This window comes from Clostridium sp. AM27-31LB (assembly GCF_003480745.1).
GTDB lineage: Bacteria > Bacillota > Clostridia > Lachnospirales > Lachnospiraceae > Butyribacter > Butyribacter intestini.
In genome coordinates, this window is the sequence record NZ_QUJS01000001.1 from 440,521 (window position 1) to 460,186 (window position 19,666).

Sequence of the window (19,666 nt, forward strand, 5' to 3'; positions counted from 1 at the left end):
GGAAACTTCTCGTTTTTCATAACACAAAAAACTCAGTGAGGATGCACATTTCGCGGAAAAGAAATAATGCTACGCATTCCGCTCAAGTGAGAAAGAGTCGCAAGCGACTCTTTATTCTCTAATACGGCAAATATGATTTGTTGTAAGAGTGTTATTGCATCAAAAAAAGCAGTATGTTACTATGTATTAAAGTTATATTTGGGAAAATTTTTCTGAGATAAAGTTGTTTATTTATGGAGAAAATCTATGTGATGATTAAGTTATGTAATTATCTGACATAAAATTAGTAAGGAGGGGGCATATGGCAAAAGTTGTAGGAATAGGAAAACAGGCATTTGACTCTGTTATAGAAAATGATTGTTTTTATATTGACAAAACATCTTTTATAAAAGAGTGGTGGGAGAACAAGGATGATGTAACACTGATAACTCGTCCACGCCGCTTTGGAAAAACATTAAACATGGATATGATTAAATGCTTTTTCTCAAATGAGTATAAAGACAGGGGAGACTTGTTTGAAGGTCTTGAAATATGGAAAGATGAGAAATATCGTAAATTACAGGGAGCATATCCGGTGATATTTTTGAGTTTTGCGGAGATAAAGAAGAATAATTTTAAAGATACTAAAAATGACATAATATCAATTATAAATGAGGCATATAAACAACATTCATACCTTATTAGGAGTAATGTATTAACTGACGCTGAGAAGGGAATTTTTGATAAGTTTGATAATTATTCAAAAGATACGGATGTTAGTAAGGAGATGTCAAATGAAATCGTATGCAGAGCAATCAAAGACCTTTCTTCAATGTTATACAGGCATTTTGGTAAGAAAGTAATCATTCTTCTTGATGAATATGATACACCAATGCAGGAGGCTTATGTAAACGGATATTGGGAGGAACTTGTAGGATTTACGAGAAGTCTTTTTAATTCTACTTTTAAGACAAATCCATATTTAGAGCGAGCAATAATGACAGGTATAACTCGTGTCTCTAAAGAGAGCATTTTTAGTGACCTCAATAATCTCGTAGTAGTTACAACCACATCAAACCAGTATGAGACAGCATTTGGTTTCACGGAAGAAGAGGTATTTAATGCACTTGATGAACAGGGGCTTTCTGACAAAAAAGAAGAAGTAAAGAGATGGTATGATGGATTTACATTTGGAGATAAAAGAGATATTTATAATCCGTGGTCGATAATAAATTTTTTGAAATTTAAGAGATTTAAAACCTATTGGGCAGACTCAAGTTCAAACGGACTCATAAATAGTCTAGTGAAAACAGGCAGTTCATATATAAAAATGATGATGGAAATGCTTCTTAAAGGAGAAACGATAGCTGTACCGATAGATGAGCAGATAGTATTTTCAGAACTTGATTATTCAGAAGATGCAGTGTGGAGTCTTATGCTTGCGAGTGGCTATCTTAAAGTAATATCATCAGATGCACTAACAGGAGATAGAACAAAAGCAGTTATGTATAAACTTGCACTCACAAACTTTGAAATAAAACTTATGTTTGAAAATATGGTACTCAGATGGTTTAGTCCGGCGAAGATGGAAACGAATGAATTTATAAAAGCACTTATAGTCGGAGATATAGAAAGCATGAATGAGTATATGAATGAAGTTGTGTTAAACACATTCAGTTCATTTGATACAGGAAAGAAGAAATCTGATAAAAAAGTACCTGAAAACTTTTTCCATGGCTTTGTGCTGGGACTTATGGTAGACCAGACAGAAAATTATATCTTAACATCAAACAGAGAAAGCGGATTTGGACGATATGACATAATGCTTGAGCCGATAGACAAAAATAATGAAAAATATCCGGGCATCGTAATCGAATTTAAAGTGATAAATCAGAGAAAAGAAAATTCACTAGAAGAAACAGTTGCCGCAGCATTAAAGCAGATAGAAGAAAAAAACTATGACGCTGAGCTAATCAAACGGGGAGTGAAAGCAGAAAACATACATCATTACGGCTTTGCGTTTAAAGGTAAAGAGGTGTTGATAGATGGACGGTAGATGTTTTCGGAAACGAAAACATCGTAAGTGAAAAGTTTCGTGTGAGGATTTTGGCACCTCATTTGCAGTATTAAAAAATCCATTTCTCGCCACTTCACAAACAGCAAAAAATCTGTTATACTGCTAGATTAGAGAGTTTTATTAGACAATTAAGAGTTACAGATATTGGAGGACAAGACAAAATGGCTGAATCAATGAGAGGCATGAAGCGTACTTGCAGATGTGCCGAGTTAAGTGAAAAAAATATTGGTGAAGAAGTCACTATGATGGGATGGGTTCAGAAGCAGAGAAATAAAGGTGGTATCATCTTTGTTGATATGCGTGACCGTTCAGGAATATTACAGGTTATTTTTGAAGATGGAGAGATAAATGAAGCTGATTTCGCAAAGGCAGAGAAGCTTAGAAGTGAGTTTGTCATAGCTGTTAAAGGTAAGGTTACGGCACGTTCAGGTGCGGTTAATGAAAATCTTGCCACAGGTGCCATCGAGCTTCGTGCAGAAGAACTGCGTGTTCTTTCTGAGTCAGATACACCACCGTTCCCTATCGAAGCGGACAGCAAGACAAAAGAGGAACTCAGATTAAAATACCGTTATCTCGACCTTAGAAGACCTGATCTTCAGAGAAATCTCATTATGAGAAGTAAGGTTGCAACATTGATTCGTCAGTTTCTTGCCGATGAGGGATTTTTAGAGATAGAGACACCTATGCTCACAAAGTCTACACCTGAAGGTGCAAGAGATTATCTTGTGCCAAGCCGTGTGCATCAGGGGACATTTTATGCACTGCCACAGTCACCACAGCTTTTTAAGCAGCTTCTTATGTGCTCAGGCTATGACAGATATTTCCAGCTTGCAAGATGTTTCAGGGATGAGGACCTTAGAGCAGACAGACAGCCTGAGTTTACACAGGTTGACATGGAGCTTTCATTTGTCGATGAAGATGATGTTATGGATGTAAATGAAAGACTTTTACAGAAACTTTTCAAGGAAATTCTTGATGTTGATATAGAGCTTCCTATTCAGAGAATGACATGGCAGGAGGCTATGGACAGATTTGGTTCAGACAAGCCTGACCTCCGCTTCGGAATGGAGTTAAAGGATGTCTCAGAAGTAGTTAAGGGATGTGGTTTTGGCGTATTTACCGGAGCACTTGAAAACGGAGGTTCAGTCCGTGGTATCAATGCAAAGGGACAGGGCGGTATGCCTCGTAAGAAGATTGATGCACTTGTTAAGTTTGCAAAGGACTTCGGTGCAAAAGGTCTTGCATACCTTGCAATAAATGAGGATGGAACATACAAGTCATCATTTGCAAAGTTTATGACTGATGATGAGCTTAAGGCTCTTGTTGATGCGATGGAGGGTGAACCAGGTGACCTTCTCTTGTTTGCAGCCGACAAGAATAAGATAGTATGGGATGTACTTGGAAACTTAAGACTTGAGATTGCAAAAAATCTTGACCTTCTTGACAAGAATGTTTACAAATTCCTCTGGGTTACAGAGTTCCCTGAGTTTGAGTATTCAGAAGAACAGGGAAGATACCTTGCAATGCACCATCCGTTCACTATGCCGTTCGAGGATGATATTCAGTACCTTGAGTCAAATCCTGAAAAAGTTCGTGCGAGAGCATATGACATAGTTCTTAACGGAACAGAGATTGGTGGAGGTTCCATCCGTATCCATCAGGATGATGTTCAGGAGAAGATGCTTCGTGCACTTGGATTTACTGATGAGAAAGCACATGAGCAGTTCGGTTTCCTTCTCGATGCGTTTAAGTACGGAGTACCGCCACACGCAGGACTTGCCTATGGTCTTGACAGACTTGTCATGATAATGGCACACGAGGACAGCATCAGAGATGTTATTGCATTCCCTAAGATTAAGGATGCGTCATGTCTTATGACAGATGCCCCTAATGTTGTCGATGACAAGCAGCTTGAGGAACTCAGTCTTGAAATTGCAAAATCGGAGCAGGAGCAGTAAGACTATTATATGAGTATGAGTCCGGAGGGTGTTTTGAAAAAAGAGACATATGAAAAGATAATAGGACTGCTTGGCAGAAAAAGAGCAGTCCCGGTAGTTATAGATATATTTGGAAAGATACTTACGGTTCTTACTGCACTTTTATATTTTGTCGAGATAGGCTGGCTTGTCGTAAGCAGGGAATATAAACTTGTCGCAGGACTTATCCTGGTTCCGGCACTGTTCTTTGTTTTGCTGAGCAAGTTCAGGGAAAAGATAAATGCAAAAAGACCATATGAACTGTACGGTTTTAAACCTCTTATAAAGAAAGATACAAAAGGTCTTTCTTTTCCGAGCCGTCATGTGTTCTCGATATTTGTCATAGGCGGTTCGATATGGGTTATAAATAAGATATTAGGAACAATAATTCTTATAATGGGACTGTTACTTGCAATTATCAGGGTTATCACGGGAGTACATTTTCCTAAAGATGTTATCGCAGGTGCGTTTATTGGTTGTGTGTGCAGTATGGCTATGTTTATATTTTTACTTTTGTAGTATGATTCCGAAAGTACATGAAATAGAAATGGAGGATAAAATGGCAGAGATGTATAACCACCATACGGTGGAGAAAAAATGGCAGAAGATATGGGACGACGAAAAGGCTTTTAAGACAGAAAATGATTATACAAAGCCAAAGTTTTATGCACTTGTAGAATTTCCTTATCCGTCAGGACAGGGACTTCATGTAGGACATCCTCGTCCATATACGGCTCTTGATATAGTAGCAAGAAAACGCAGAATGCAGGGATACAATGTATTATATCCTATGGGATGGGATGCATTTGGTCTCCCTACTGAAAACTATGCTATTAAGAATAAAGTTCATCCAAAAGAGGTAACTAAAAAGAATGTTGCAAGATTTAAAGAGCAGCTTCATTCACTCGGTTATTCTTTTGACTGGGACAGAGAGATAAATACGACTGACCCTGATTATTACAAATGGACACAGTGGATTTTCCTCAAACTCTTTAATGCAGGACTTGCATATAAGAAAGAAATGCCTATCAACTGGTGCACATCATGTAAGGTAGGACTTGCAAATGAGGAAGTTGTAAACGGTGTGTGCGAGAGATGTGGTTCTCCGGTAGTCCGCAAGGTTAAGAGTGAGTGGATGCTTAAGATTACAAATTATGCTGACAAACTCTTAGAGGGACTTAACGATGTAGATTATATCGAGCGAGTAAAGACTTCACAGAGAAACTGGATTGGCCGTTCAGAGGGTGCGGAGGTTGATTTTAGAATTAAAGATAAAGAGGATAAACTTCGTGTTTATACTACAAGACCTGACACACTTTTTGGTGCAACTTACATGGTAGTTTCACCTGAGCATCCTATTATTGACAAGTATAAGGATAAGATTAAAAACTGGGATGCCATTGTGGAATACAGAGAGATGGCATCAAGAAAGTCTGATTTTGAGCGTACAGAACTTGCAAAAGACAAGACAGGTGTTGTTCTTGATGGACTTACAGCTATAAATCCTATAAATGATGCGGAAATTCCTATCTGGATTTCTGATTATGTACTTATGACATACGGAACAGGTGCTATCATGGCAGTTCCTGCACACGATGACCGTGACTGGGAATTTGCAAAAAAATTCTCACTTCCTATGATTCAGGTTGTTGAGGGAAGTGAGGGACCAGTGGATATAGATGCGGCTGCATTTACTGATGTGGCAACAGGAAAGATGATAAATTCAGGTTTCCTTACAGGGCTTACAGTAGAAGAAGCTAAGGAGAAAGTAAAAGATTTCCTTACAGAGAAAAAGATTGGTAACCGCAAAGTAAATTATAAACTCCGTGACTGGGTATTCTCAAGACAGAGATATTGGGGCGAGCCTATTCCAATCGTACATTGTGATAAATGCGGTTATGTACCTCTTGATGAGAGTGAACTTCCTCTTTTACTTCCTGAGGTAGACAGCTATATGCCTACTGACAATGGAGAGTCACCGCTTGCAGCAATGACAGACTGGGTGAATACAACCTGCCCTTGCTGTGGAGGCCCTGCAAAGAGAGAGACAGATACGATGCCACAGTGGGCGGGTTCATCATGGTATTTCTTGAGATATACTGACCCGACAAATACAGAGGCACTTGCAAGTCCTGAGGCACTTAAATACTGGCTTCCTGTTGACTGGTACAACGGTGGTATGGAGCATACTACACTCCATCTTCTCTACTCACGTTTCTGGCATAAATTCCTCTATGATGAGGGTGTTGTGCCTACTCCTGAACCATACCAGAAGAGAACATCACACGGCATGATCCTCGGTGAAAACGGCGAGAAGATGAGTAAATCACGCGGAAATGTAATCAATCCTGACGATATTGTAAAAGAATACGGAGCAGATACACTTCGTACTTATGAGATGTTCATCGGAGCATTTGACCTCAGTGCATCTTGGTCCGATGACGGTGTAAAAGGATGCCGCCGTTTCCTCGACAGAGTATGGAAACTTCAGACGATACTTGACAAAGACAATGACGGTTATTCAAAAGACCTTGAGACAAAAATGCATCAGACGATAAAGAAAGTAAGCAGTGACTTTGAAAACCTCAAGTACAATACTGCTATAGCCGCAATGATGGCACTTATAAATGATTTTTATAAGAAAAACAGTATCACACTTGGCGAGTACAAGACGCTCATTACACTTCTCAATCCTGTAGCACCTCATATCACAGAAGAAATATGGGAGATAATAGGCGGTGAGGGCAGACTTTACGAGCAGTCATGGCCTGAGTATGAAGAAGCAAAGACCGTAGAGTCAACCGTAGAGATAGCCGTTCAGATAAACGGAAAGACAAAAGTAACACTTTCAATCGGAAAAGACGATGCCAAAGACGATGTACTTGCGAGAGCAAAAGAAGCACTTGGCGACAGACTTGACGGAAAGAACATCATAAAAGAAATTTATGTACCGGGAAGAATTGTAAACATAGTGGCAAAATAAATCCGTAAGCCTGACACTTGCTGTCAGGCTATACGCCAAAGAATTAAATTTTTGTCAGATTACAGCCTCATGCATAAAAGATGCATTTAAAACAGGCTGTAATCTTTAGTGTTTGTACCGCAAGGGGCAAACACTAAAACATAGTGGCAAAATAAAGTTATATGATTTGCATAAAAATGACATAAATATATACTAAGATTAAACTCAAGCTGAGGCTGATAATATTATTTCAGCCTCAGTATTTATGATAATTAAGAAATAAAGGGATAGGGATTAAATATTATTATGAAATTAAAAAAACAGATTATTTTAATAGCAGCAATATGTATGTTATTCGGAGTGGCAGGATATAGCCTGAATAACCAAAAGGCATCAGCAGATACCGATAATGATATAGAGGTACAGACGGAGAAACCTTCGGAAACTGAAAATCCGGAGAATACAGCGAGTCCGGAACCGACGGCAGAACCGGAGAACACAACACTTCCTCCATTAGTGAGTTATGCCAAGACAAAAAAGAAAATTACATTAAAATATGATGACAGGCATACCTTTAATAAAGAGATAAGAAGAATAGCTACAGAAAATGTTGTATCGACTAATGTTACAACAGGAAAAAAAGACAGAAAGATTGTTAGTGTGGCAAACAGCAACCATAAAAAGATATTTGCGGTAGGTTGTGGAAAAGCTGTAGTTGAGCTTAAGGATGGAACAACTTATGGAGTATTAGTCAGGCCGGCAAAGATAAGTCTTTTGTTACTTATAGGTCAGAGTAATATGGAGGGAAGCCATAGTGATGATAAAACGAATGCAGAATATACAAATAATGCCATATTAAACAGTGCAGGAAAAGTTTATAATACATATGGTCCGTCATGTCGTTCTCATTATAAAAGAGTTGCAAATTGGAGTAAAACATCACCGGCACTTTCAGTCGCAAATGCATCGAAGTTTGTTCCAAAATCTCTTACCGATAACAGTTCGGATTATGAGTGGTGCAGGACAAATAATCTTACTTCTGCAAGCGGGGCAAAGGCAAAATCAGGTATTGACAGTGCGTTGGCAAACCAGTGGACAAATAAATTAAAGGAAAAAGTATGGGTTGTAAATGCGGCACATGGCGGAAGTTCTATTACTACATGGCAGCCGAAAGCGGGAAAAGATAATAATTTCTGGCAGGCTGTAGCACTTTATAAAGCCTGTGAGCGTACCCTTAATAATGAGATAAAAGCCGGACATTATAAGCTCAGCCATAAAGGATATTTCTGGCTTCAGGGAGAACAGGATTTTAAGATGAAAGCCGGAAAATATCTCACATATTATATGAAAATGCACAGAGCATTAAAGAAACAGCTTAAGGGAAGCAGTGCGAAAGATTATAAGTATGTAAATAAGAAACTTGAGTTTGGCGGAATACTTATGGTAAGATCGCACAGAAAACCGACATCACTTGCTGACCTTGAGCTGACAGGTCCTAGAAAAGCACAGTATTATATGTGTAATTCAGGTAAAGCGGCATATAAGGACATTTTTCTCGCAAGCCAGTTGTCAGAAGTGTGGCTTACGGATAATACAGTAAAAAGTTATTTCAAAAATAAGTATAAAACCAATGCGAAATATACTTCATATAATAAGACAAGAAGTAAATCATTGAAACTGCCTACATCATTAAATCAAATACACAGTACAATACATTATACACAGCTTGCGTATAATGAACTTGGAAGAGATGCGGCAAACAATATATGTTATGTACTCGGATATGTAAAGAAACCGTCAACCAAAGTTAAAATAAAACTTGTAAGCCAGGACGGATATACAGATATAAGCAAGATAAACCGAACTGCAGTAAAAAATATGAATGTTGTTGCAAAGATATTTCCAACATGGAAAACAAAGAAACTTAAGGTGAATGCCAAGAGCGGTGCCATATCATATGATAAATGGCTTGTTAAATTTAAGGAAAATCAGGTGTTTAACGCAAAGCTTCAATTTACGGTAGGAAGCCGGAAAAAGAAACTTACAGTATATTCTAAAAATTCAATGGCAGCGATAACTGGACTTCAGGCAACAACGGATGGTGTAAAGATAAGCTGGATGGCAAATTCATATACATCTTACTGTAATGTTTATAGACGAGTTAAAGGTGCTAAGACATGGACTTATATAGCAATGCTCAACACAAATACGGCACAGTCTTACAACGATATTTTTGCAAATTCAGGTACTACTTACGAGTATGCGGTTACTGCATATGATTCTAAGGGGAATTGTGGAGAAAAAGTTGTAGGAGAAGTTACAACGCTATTTTAAGACAATTAGGAAAATTTTATGCTTATATTGCATAGGGTAATAATCAGGCGGGGAACAAGCCGTCTTAAATCAGAAAAACATAAATTAGCACTCTTTTTAAAAGAGTGCTAATTTTTTCTTGACATTTTTTTAATATCGTATTATTATACTCTTTGTGAAAGCTGTTAGCAGTCAATGACAATGATTGCTGACGAAATAAATCGTAGATAAAAGTCCTGCGGAAAAGGGCTGATTATAGTGAATATAAAAGTAAAGGAGAGATTTTATTATGCAGAGCAGAAAAGGCAGTTTATCAATTGAATCAGAAAATATGTTTCCTATTATAAAGAAATGGCTTTATTCAGACCATGATATATTTATCCGTGAGCTTGTATCAAACGGATGTGATGCGATTACAAAGCTTAAAAAGCTTGATATTATGGGAGAATACACACTTCCTGATGATTACAAGCCAAGTATTCAGGTTGTTGTTGATACTGAAGGAAAGAGTCTTTCATTCACTGATACCGGTCTTGGTATGACTGAGGATGAGGTTGACGAGTACATAAATCAGGTCGCATTTTCAGGTGCTACTGACTTCCTTGAAAAATATAAGGACAAGGCAAATGAGGAGCAGATAATAGGACACTTTGGACTTGGTTTTTATTCAGCATTTATGGTAGCCGACAGAGTTACTATCGACACATTGTCATGGAAAGAGGGAGCAACACCTGTACGCTGGGAGTCAGAGGGTGGAATCAACTTTGAAATGTCAGAGGGAGACAAAAAAGAGATAGGTACGACTATCACACTTTACCTCTCAGAGGACAGCTTAGAATTTGCAAATGAGTACCGTGTAAGAGAAGTTCTTACAAAATACTGTTCATTTATGCCTGTAGAGATATTCCTTTCAAAAGAGGGAGCCGAGCAGGAGTATGAGACTATAGATAAGGAAGAACTCCGTGAAGATGATGTTGTAGTTGAAAACATTGTCGAGGAAGCAAAGACAGAGGAAAGAGAAAATGAGAACGGAGAAAAAGAAGTTGTCGAGGTATCACCACGCAAAGAAAAAGTAAAGATAAATAAAAGACCTGTTTCTATCAGCACGACAACTCCGCTTTGGATGAAGCATCCCAATGATTGTACAGATGATGAATATAAGGAATTTTATAGATCAGTCTTTAATGACTACAAGGAGCCTCTTTTCTGGATTCATTTGAACATGGATTATCCGTTCAACCTTAAAGGTATCTTATACTTCCCTAAGGTAAATACGGAGTATGACAATCTTGAGGGTGTTATTAAACTCTACAATAATCAGGTATTTATCGCTGATAATATCAAGGAAGTTATTCCAGAGTTCCTGATGCTTCTTAAGGGTGTTATCGACTGTCCTGACCTTCCGCTCAATGTTTCAAGAAGTGCATTGCAAAATGACGGTTTTGTAAAGAAGATTTCTGATTACATTACAAAGAAAGTTGCCGACAAGCTTTCAGGAATGTATAAAGTAGACAAAGAAAATTATGAGAAATACTGGGAAGATATAAGCCCATTCATCAAATACGGATGCTTAAAAGACAGTAAGTTCAGAGAAAAGATGTCAGATTATATCATCTTTAAGGATTTAAATGATAAATATATCACGCTTCCTGAATATGTCGATGCAGTCAAAGAAAAAGACGGAGATACAAAGGAAAATACTGCTGAAAATACGGAAAACACAGATGCATCAGAAAATAAAGATGGTGAAAACGAGGAAGAACCAACGACAGTTTACTATGTAACCGATATGCAGCAGCAGAGCCAGTATGTAAATATGTTCAAGGAGCAGAATATAAATGCAGTTGTATTGAGTCATAATATTGACCAGGCATTTATTTCACAGCTTGAGCAGGGTGATTTAAAAGTAAGCTTCAAGCGTATAGATGCGGGTCTTAATGATACGATGAAGGACGATGCGGACGAGGAGACTATCAAGAAAGAGACCGAGGAACTTAGCGAAATCTTTAAGAAAGCACTCGGAAAAGAAAATCTTGAAGTAAAAGTAGAGAAACTTAAAAATGAGAATGTTTCATCAATGCTCACACTCTCAGAGGAGACACGCCGTATGCAGGATATGATGAAGATGTATAGTGCAGGCGGAGCAGGAATGGACATGGATATGTTTGGAGACTCTGCAACACTTGTACTCAACTCATCAAACAAACTTGTGCAGTATATTCTTAATAATAAGGATGCAGAAAATGTTGATATGTTCTGCAAACAGCTCTATGACCTTGCCGTACTTGCGAACCATCCGCTTAAGGCAGAGGAGATGACGGAGTTTGTAAACAGAAGTAATGAGATTATGCTTTTGCTTGCTAAATAAACCACATTATGAGGAGTTTGCCTCATAATAAATAATAACATCGGTACGCTTTCGCTATGCTGTCGTTCGTAACAGTACATAAAGGGTGAGAATACCACCATTAAGTACTGACGACGACATAATACCGATTAATATTATTTATTATGGTGTCAAACTCCAATTTACTTTTATTGGCGATGATAAAAAGATTTAGATAAGTTGTTAATAAGTTTGTTTTGTTTGATAACTGTATTTTAGCAGCTTGATGGAAGATTATGATTGTCTGATATTTGTATTGTTGTTACAAAATATGATTGTTTTGTGAGTTATGGATATAATAATTCCATAAAATATGTGAATTTTGTGTGTTTTTGATAAAAATGACCAATAGTCAAATTTGATGTTGACTGTTGGTCATTTTTGTTGTAGTATATGGATTATAGAAATGACCGATGGTCACTTGATGATGAAAATCGGTCAATTAATGTTCGATTCGGTATGCTGTTTTGTTTACTGTTAGTCGGACAGGATAAAGAAAGGACGAGAAAAAATGTTAGGAAAATGGATTACAAGACATAAGAACATAATCCTGCTTATTGCGTGTGTGTTGCTTGTTCCATCTGTGATTGGATATGTAAGCACACGAGTAAACTACGATGTATTATCTTATCTTCCGAATACTCTTGAAACAGTATCGGGTCAGGATACACTTGTTGATGAATTTGGAATGGGTGCTTTTTCTATGATAGTTGTTGAGGATATGTCGAATAAACAGGCGGCAGCACTTGAGAAAAAGATTGAGGGTATCGACCATGTTAAAGATGTACTTTGGTATGATGATATGCTTGATATAAGCATACCGACGGAGATGCTTCCTAAAAATCTTGAAGAAGCCTTTTTCAATGGAAACGCAACTATGATGATAGCCTTGTTTGATGATACGACATCAGCGGACGATACGATGGATGCCATCACAAATATCCGTAAGACTGTTGGAAAAGATGTTTATGCAAGCGGAATGTCAGGTGTCGTTACTGATATTAAGAACCTTGCTTTACAGGAGATGCCGATATATGTGGTTATCGCAGCAGTTTTATCACTTGTAGTTCTTATTATCACGATGGATTCATTCCTTACACCGTTTATATTCCTTGCAAATATAGGAATGGCAATAGTGTTCAACCTCGGAAGTAATATTTTTCTAGGTGAAATATCATATATCACACAGGCACTTGCGGCGGTACTTCAGCTTGCGGTTACGATGGATTACTCGATATTCCTTCTTGAGAGTTATGAAGCGAATAAAAAGAGATTTCCGGATGACAGAAAGAGAGCAATGGCTCATGCAATATCAAACACATTTAAGTCAGTATCAAGCAGTTCTGTTACGACAATAGCCGGTTTCGTGGCTCTGTGCTTTATGACATTCAAACTCGGTGCAAATATCGGTATCGTAATGTCTAAGGGTGTTGTAATTGGTGTTATAACTTGTGTAACAGTTCTTCCGGCAATGATTCTTACATTTGATAATGCAATCGGAAAGACTACTCACAAGGCTCTTATTCCGCCACTTACAAAGGTTTCTGACTTTATCGTAAAGCATTATAAAATTGCTATCGTGGTATTTCTTGTACTGCTCGGACCTGCGATATACGGAAACAGCAATTATAAGATTTACTACAATATCGACCAGGGACTTCCAAAGAATATTCCTAGTGCAGAAGCAAATGACAAACTTAAAGAACACTTTAATATGAGTAATGTTCATATGGTTCTCTTAAAAGACGGTCTTAGTGCAAAAGACAAGAACCAGATGATTAAGAAGATTGAAAAGGTTGACGGGGTTAAATGGGTTATCGGTCTTAACTCACTTGTAGGACCAAACTTCCCTGAAACGATGATACCTGAAGATGTAAAGAGTATGTTAAAAACTGACAAGTATGAATTACAGTTTGTGTGCTCAGATTACAGTTCGGCAACCGATAAAGTAAATGCACAGCTTGATGATATGCAGAAAATCGTAAAAGGCTATCAGAAAGATGCGATGGTTATCGGTGAAGCTCCTCTTATGAAGGATCTTCAGGACACTACAGATATAGATTTGAAGACTGTTAATTATATATCTATAGCTGCTATATTTATAATCATCCTTGTAACATTCAAATCAATCTCAATACCTATCATCCTTGTATCGGTTATTGAGTTTGCGATTGCCTGCAACATGGCGGTTCCATACTATACAAATACTTCACTGGCATTCGTTGCAAGTATCGTTATCGGTACTATCCAGCTTGGTGCGACAGTCGATTATGCGATACTTATGACAAACAGATACCATAAGGAACGAACGGTAAACGGATGCAGTAAGAAAGATGCGATAAGGATAGCACATGAAACTTCAATGAAATCAATACTTACAAGTGGTTTCTGTTTCTTCGCCGCAACATTTGGTGTAACGGCATATTCAGCTATTGATATGATAAGTGCTATATGTAATCTTCTTTCAAGAGGTGCGATTATAAGTATGATAGTTGTTATATGCATACTTCCTGCAATGCTCTGGATATTTGATCCTATCATTATAAGAAGTTCATGGGATATGATAAAAGCAGGGGTTGCAAAGAATGATGCACAAAAGAAACTTGAGGCAAAATAGAACAGAGTAATGATGCATGGGGCAGACATATAGGTTCCCGGCATCAATATATAAAATCGTTTATTAATATGACACGCATTAGAATATATAGGAGGCAGTATCATGAGAAAAAATATTAAAAAAGTTGCCAAAATCGGTGTTACAGGACTTTTAGCAGCAGGACTGCTCGTTGGTAGTGTAGAGTATGCATCTCATATGTTTGTTCTTACAAACAAAGTAGTTGCAAAACAGGTAGATAAAGTAAAAGAAGATGTTAAGACTTCTTCAAAGTCAGGACTTGATTCAGAAGATGTTTCAAAACAGGAGACTGTTTATGCAACACTCGATGCAAATGGAAAGAAAACAGATGTTATAGTTTCTGACTGGCTTAAAAATGCAGCAAATAAGGGTGAAGTAAAAGATTCTTCAGACCTTAAAGATATAACAAATACAAAGGGTGATGAAAAATTCACACAGGACGGAGATACAGTAAACTGGAATACCGAAAGTGATGATATTTATTATCAGGGAAAAACTGATAAAGAAATGCCTGTCGGAATGTCAATAACCTACAAACTTGACGGCAAGGAAATTGCAGCAAAGGATCTCGCTGGAAAAAGCGGAAAGCTTGAGATGAAGATTAAATATACTAATACTTCAAAAAAGACAGAAAAGATTGGTGAGAAAGATGTAGATATCTACACACCGTTTGTTATGGTTACAGGTATGATACTTCCTGTTGACAATTTCAAAAATTTGACGATAGATAACGGAAGTGTAGTATCAGAGGGTGAGAACAATATAGTAATGGCATATGGTATGCCGGGACTTTCAGAAAGCCTTGACCTTGACAATCTTGACCTCGGTGACGATGTTGATATAGACCTTAGCAAGATAAATGATAAAGTGACTGATACGGTTACTATAAAGGCGGATGTTACTGACTTTGAGATGAAATCAACATACACAGTTGCAACATCTGAGTTCTTCTCAGACATGGATCTTGATGATATAGGAAATATGGATGACCTTTCTGACAAACTCGATGACCTTACAGATGCAACACAGAAACTTATCGACGGTTCAGATAAGCTCAGCACAAATCTTGATACATTGAATGATAAGTTCGGTGATTACTCAGACGGTATGGATACACTCAAGAGTGGCGTAAGTTCAGCAAAGAGCGGAAGCAACACACTTAAAAACGGTATCGTGACCTACACAAAAGGAACTGACAAACTTCTTGACGGAGTTATCACATATGTTGCAGGAACAAAGACATTCTCAAAGAGTGTAAAAACCTATTCTTCTAATACGAAAAAGATAGTAGATGCAGTGGGAACACTCCAGAAGACAGGAACTTCAAAGCTTTCAGAGGGTTCTAAGACATTTGACACGAACCTTAACACATATGTTACTACGGTAAATACATCCCTTAACAGCGTTGACACACTTGCACAGGGAATAGATACACTTCACAGTGGAGTTGTCTCACTCCAGAACGGTGTGACAGGCGAAGATGGACTTAAAGCCGGAGTTAAAAAGATTAAAGCCGGAGTTTCAGCATTACAGACAGGTGTAACAGGAGACAACGGACTTAAAGCCGGAGTCAAAAGTGCTAAAGACAGCATTTCAGGCGATTCAGATACTACATTAAAGAAAGCCGTAACAGGCGTAAAGGGTGGTGTATCTTCTGTAAAATCAGGAGTTAAAGCAATAAATGACGGTGCTAAAAACATCGCGGTAAGTGATGATACCGTAAACACTATGCTCGCAGAGTTAGAGACACTTAAGGCAACAGCATCAGACGCAGACAAGGCAAAGATTGAAGCAATAGAGAAGTATGTAAAAGCTTCACAGACAGTAGGAAAAACAATAGAAGATTCAACATCCGACTCATCAGCTCTTGTAAAAGGACTTGACACGATGGATTCGACACTTGATAAGACATCAGCAGGACTTGACAGTCTCTCAGCAGGAATGGATAAGTTAAGCACAGGACTTGACACTGTCTCAGCAGGACTTACATCGGTAGATACGGGACTTGACGGAGTAGACGGTGGACTTGACCAGGTAAATGCAGGACTTACGCAGATGGAATCAAGCACAAATACCAAATCAGAGGATTCAGAGCTTAACGGAATAAGTGATAAACTCACACAGCTTAAAGATGCGGGAAGTGCACTTTCAACAGCATACAGCAAGCAGCTTAATCCTAGTGTTGAAAAACTTGATGAGAGTGTAAAGAAGATGTATAAAGCAGGAACAAAGCTTACATCAAATAATAAAAAGCTTGACAAGGCAGCAGATAAGCTTATCAAGAATGAAAAGACAATAACAAAGAACTCAAAGAAAGTTACATCAGGCAGCAATAAATTAAGAACCGGTGCTAAATCACTTGCTTCAGGTGCAGTTAAACTCTTTGACGGAGTTTCAACACTTGTATCAAAAACAGGTGATGTATCAGATGCCATTGGTAAGCTTGCAGATGGAGCAGGCGATCTTAAGGATGGTGTTGTAGAGTTTAATGAGGATGGAATCGAAAAACTTACAGGAACAGTAAATGATGTTATTGACTCAGGTGATGATTTCAGAGACAGACTTGACAAGATAGTAAAGGCATCAAACAACTATAAGAGTTTCTCAAAGATTTCAGACGGAATGGAAGGAAGCGTTAAATTCGTAATGTCAACAGCATCAATAGAGAAAGATGATGATAAATAGACCGGCAGAAGCAGGTGATGCAGATGAGTAAGATAGAAGAAAAAAAGAAAAATAAGCAGGATGCGTTGCTTGCATCAGCATTCAAATTATTTACGGAAAAAGGAATCAACAATACATCGATTTCAGAGATAGTAAAAAATGCAAAAATGGCAAAGGGAACATTTTACCTTTACTTTAAGGATAAGTATGACATAAGAGACAGACTTATCACGCATAAGGCAGACAAACTTTTTGAGAATGCGAATGTCGAGCTTGAAAAAAGTGATTGTAAAAACCTTGAAGACTGTATTTTGTTTATAGCTGACAATATTGTTGAACAGCTTAGCAACAATCAGGCTTTGATGAGGTTTATCTCAAAAAACTTAAGCTGGGCGATGTTTTCAAATATCCGCATAGGACAGCATGAAAACCAGAGCTGCATGGATATATTTCATGAACTTATAGAAAAGTCGGGAAGGCAGTTCAGAAATGAAGATATGATGATGTTTATGATAGTTGAGCTTGTAAATTCAACCTGTTACAATGCGATATTATATTCATCGCCGGTATCACTTGAACAGTTAAAACCTGATTTGAATGAATGTATAAAAGGGATTGTAAAACAGTTTGAATGTATATAAGCATGATAATGCTTATGTCAGTCGCTGCTATGCAGCTTGAGTTTACTTCATTTCATAAATGAAAGGCTATTCTGCCCCAAAAAACAAGTCAATAATACATTGAGCAAGCTCATGTATTATTGACTTATCTTTTTATGGTTGAAATGTTACAATTGTTATAAAATTTGATAAAAGTTCTTTACTTTTAATAAATCAGGTGATAATCTGATATTATAAATAAAATCAGAATAAAAAATGTTATGGAGTATGATATTAAATGGGAAATTGCATGACAGATTTAGTGAATAAATTATCTGCAAATAACAGTTTGTCTAAAGATGAGTTTAGTGAACTGCTCAAGTTTAGAAACAATGAAACAACAGAGTACCTTTTTGAGAAAGCATTACTTGTGAAAGAAAAATTTTATGGAAAGAGTATTTATCTGAGAGGAATTGTTGAACTTACAAATTATTGTAAAAATAACTGTTATTATTGTGGTCTTAGAAGGGATAATATATTTATACCAAGATACAGACTGGACGAGAAAGATTTGTTGGGATTCTGCGAGGCAGGATACAACAGGGGCGTCCGGTCTTTTATGCTTGTTGGGGGCGATGATTATAATTTCACTGAAGCAAAAGTGGCAGATTTTATAACCATGCTTAAAGATAAATTTAGTGATTGCCAGATAGGGTTGTCATTAGGTCAAAGGAGTGAAAAAACATACAGGAAATGGTTTGAAGCGGGTGCGGTGAGATATGAACTAAGTCATGAGACAGCGGCTGAAAATCATTTTAAAAAACTGCATCCACCTGAAATGTCACTGCTTACAAGAAAACAGTCACTATGGGAATTAAAGAGCATAGGGTATCAGGTCGGCACAGGATTTATGGTGGGGTCTCCATATCAGATGGTAGCGGATGTTGTTGAAGATCTTTTGTTTTTAAAACAGCTTGACCCGCAGATAGTTCATATAGTTCCGTTTATGCCGACAATCCATACAAGATTTGAACATGAAAGAAGCGGCAACGGTGATATGACATTATATCTTATGGCTATAGCGAGACTTATGCTTCCAAGAGCAATGATAACGGCAGATACAATACTTGATGATGTAATGCAGGATGGCAGAAAAAAGTCTTTAGAAGCAGGTGCGGGAGAGATAAATGTAGAACTTTGCACTGATGATATAAAAGAATATTACAATGTTTACAATAAAAAAATTCATCTCAAAAACTTCATCGGAGATGATGTTGAGAGGATAAAGAAAAAAGTAGTGGACAGCGGTTTTGAAATCGGACAGGACAAAGGCGATTATATACCGGTGCCGGAGGAGGAATTATTGTATGGGAGGATACATCGTCTTATGCGACCACAATTCTAAATGGGCTGAAAAGTTTACAGATGAAGCAATAAAGAGGAATATACCGACGGTGGTTGTTGAAAGTATAGCAGAAATTGAAGATAAACTAACGGCAGACGGAAGTAGCATAATGCTTGTATGCTCATTAATAGAACTGAGGGAATATTTAAAAAATAATACAGTCGATGAGAAAATATTTTTTGAAAAGGTCAGTGTGTTTGTAATATCGGACAGCAACGATGATAATGAAGAGATTTATTATATCCGGCAGGGATGTGTGGATTTTCAGTGGAGAAAGAGAAATATTTTTATTATAGTTGAGAGAATAAGAGCATTATTAAATAAAATAGAAAAAGCAGGGGAAATGATAATAGATACAAAAGAACTTATGATTATATACGATAAGGAGAAGATAAATTTAAAGAAGCGTGAAGCAGATATTATATCAATATTATATAACAGGGATGAGATAGTATCTACAGAGGAAATCTGTTTAGAAATGTGGGGAGTATATGACGAAAAGACAAAATCTAATTTGTATAATACCATTTATGAGTTGAGGCGAAAGCTTGCTGGCAAGGGAGGATGCATACAGAATATTTATGGAAAGGGCTTTATTTTGTCGAAAGATGGCATACGGATAATTATATAGCATAAAAAAATTGTTGACCATTATGATGCTTTTTTATTA

The 19,666-nt window shown here is 37.4% G+C and carries 11 protein-coding genes; all 11 read left to right on the forward strand.

Features of this window, described 5'->3' with window-relative positions; all coding sequences use genetic code 11:
* Positions 1 to 301 precede the first annotated feature (301 nt).
* The 11 genes from DW721_RS01780 (at position 302) to DW721_RS01830 (ending at position 19,627) form a co-directional block, all read left to right on the forward strand.
* Positions 302 to 2,035 (forward strand): AAA family ATPase, encoded by a 1,734-nt coding sequence (locus tag DW721_RS01780; RefSeq protein ID WP_118744598.1) that lies wholly within the window; start codon positions 302 to 304, stop codon positions 2,033 to 2,035.
* A 182-nt stretch (positions 2,036 to 2,217) separates the two neighbouring features.
* Positions 2,218 to 4,014, forward strand: coding sequence for an aspartate--tRNA ligase (gene aspS, locus DW721_RS01785; RefSeq protein WP_118744599.1), 1,797 nt, complete (start codon positions 2,218 to 2,220; stop codon positions 4,012 to 4,014).
* 33 nt (positions 4,015 to 4,047) lie between these two features.
* Positions 4,048 to 4,551: a phosphatase PAP2 family protein gene (locus tag DW721_RS01790; RefSeq protein ID WP_182436168.1), complete on the forward strand. Its 504-nt coding sequence runs from the start codon at positions 4,048 to 4,050 to the stop codon at positions 4,549 to 4,551.
* Positions 4,552 to 4,591: 40 nt separating this feature from the next.
* The gene (leuS, locus tag DW721_RS01795; RefSeq protein WP_022015562.1) at positions 4,592 to 7,015 is read left to right on the forward strand and encodes a leucine--tRNA ligase; all 2,424 of its coding nucleotides are present in this window, start codon (positions 4,592 to 4,594) and stop codon (positions 7,013 to 7,015) included.
* Between the two features lie 285 nt (positions 7,016 to 7,300).
* Positions 7,301 to 9,328: a sialate O-acetylesterase gene (locus DW721_RS01800; protein WP_118744601.1), complete on the forward strand. Its 2,028-nt coding sequence runs from the start codon at positions 7,301 to 7,303 to the stop codon at positions 9,326 to 9,328.
* Positions 9,329 to 9,596: 268 nt separating this feature from the next.
* Complete coding sequence (gene htpG / locus DW721_RS01805) at positions 9,597 to 11,675, forward strand: molecular chaperone HtpG (protein ID WP_022015564.1); 2,079 nt, start codon at positions 9,597 to 9,599, stop codon at positions 11,673 to 11,675.
* 529 nt (positions 11,676 to 12,204) lie between these two features.
* Entirely contained in the window at positions 12,205 to 14,310 is a 2,106-nt protein-coding gene (locus DW721_RS01810; protein ID WP_118744602.1) for an MMPL family transporter, read from the forward strand.
* Between the two features lie 102 nt (positions 14,311 to 14,412).
* A complete protein-coding gene (locus DW721_RS01815; protein ID WP_118744603.1) occupies positions 14,413 to 17,013 on the forward strand; it encodes a hypothetical protein in 2,601 nt (866 codons plus the stop codon).
* A 23-nt stretch (positions 17,014 to 17,036) separates the two neighbouring features.
* Entirely contained in the window at positions 17,037 to 17,633 is a 597-nt protein-coding gene (locus DW721_RS01820) for a TetR/AcrR family transcriptional regulator (RefSeq protein ID WP_022015567.1), read from the forward strand.
* A 268-nt stretch (positions 17,634 to 17,901) separates the two neighbouring features.
* The gene (gene hydE / locus DW721_RS01825; RefSeq protein WP_182436169.1) at positions 17,902 to 18,996 is read left to right on the forward strand and encodes a [FeFe] hydrogenase H-cluster radical SAM maturase HydE; all 1,095 of its coding nucleotides are present in this window, start codon (positions 17,902 to 17,904) and stop codon (positions 18,994 to 18,996) included.
* Positions 18,959 to 19,627: a winged helix-turn-helix domain-containing protein gene (locus DW721_RS01830; protein ID WP_118744605.1), complete on the forward strand. Its 669-nt coding sequence runs from the start codon at positions 18,959 to 18,961 to the stop codon at positions 19,625 to 19,627. Before hydE ends, DW721_RS01830 begins: the two co-directional genes overlap by 38 nt.
* Positions 19,628 to 19,666 lie beyond the last annotated feature (39 nt).

Coding starts and splice junctions, on each gene's coding strand:
- aspS (WP_118744599.1), top strand. CDS start 2,218: ATGGCTGAATCAATGAGAGGCATGAAGCGTACTTGCAGATGTGCCGAG.
- DW721_RS01815 (WP_118744603.1), top strand. CDS start 14,413: ATGAGAAAAAATATTAAAAAAGTTGCCAAAATCGGTGTTACAGGACTT.
- DW721_RS01780 (WP_118744598.1), top strand. CDS start 302: ATGGCAAAAGTTGTAGGAATAGGAAAACAGGCATTTGACTCTGTTATA.
- hydE (WP_182436169.1), top strand. CDS start 17,902: ATGACAGATTTAGTGAATAAATTATCTGCAAATAACAGTTTGTCTAAA.
- DW721_RS01810 (WP_118744602.1), top strand. CDS start 12,205: ATGTTAGGAAAATGGATTACAAGACATAAGAACATAATCCTGCTTATT.
- htpG (WP_022015564.1), top strand. CDS start 9,597: ATGCAGAGCAGAAAAGGCAGTTTATCAATTGAATCAGAAAATATGTTT.
- leuS (WP_022015562.1), top strand. CDS start 4,592: ATGGCAGAGATGTATAACCACCATACGGTGGAGAAAAAATGGCAGAAG.
- DW721_RS01800 (WP_118744601.1), top strand. CDS start 7,301: ATGAAATTAAAAAAACAGATTATTTTAATAGCAGCAATATGTATGTTA.
- DW721_RS01830 (WP_118744605.1), top strand. CDS start 18,959: ATGGGAGGATACATCGTCTTATGCGACCACAATTCTAAATGGGCTGAA.
- DW721_RS01820 (WP_022015567.1), top strand. CDS start 17,037: ATGAGTAAGATAGAAGAAAAAAAGAAAAATAAGCAGGATGCGTTGCTT.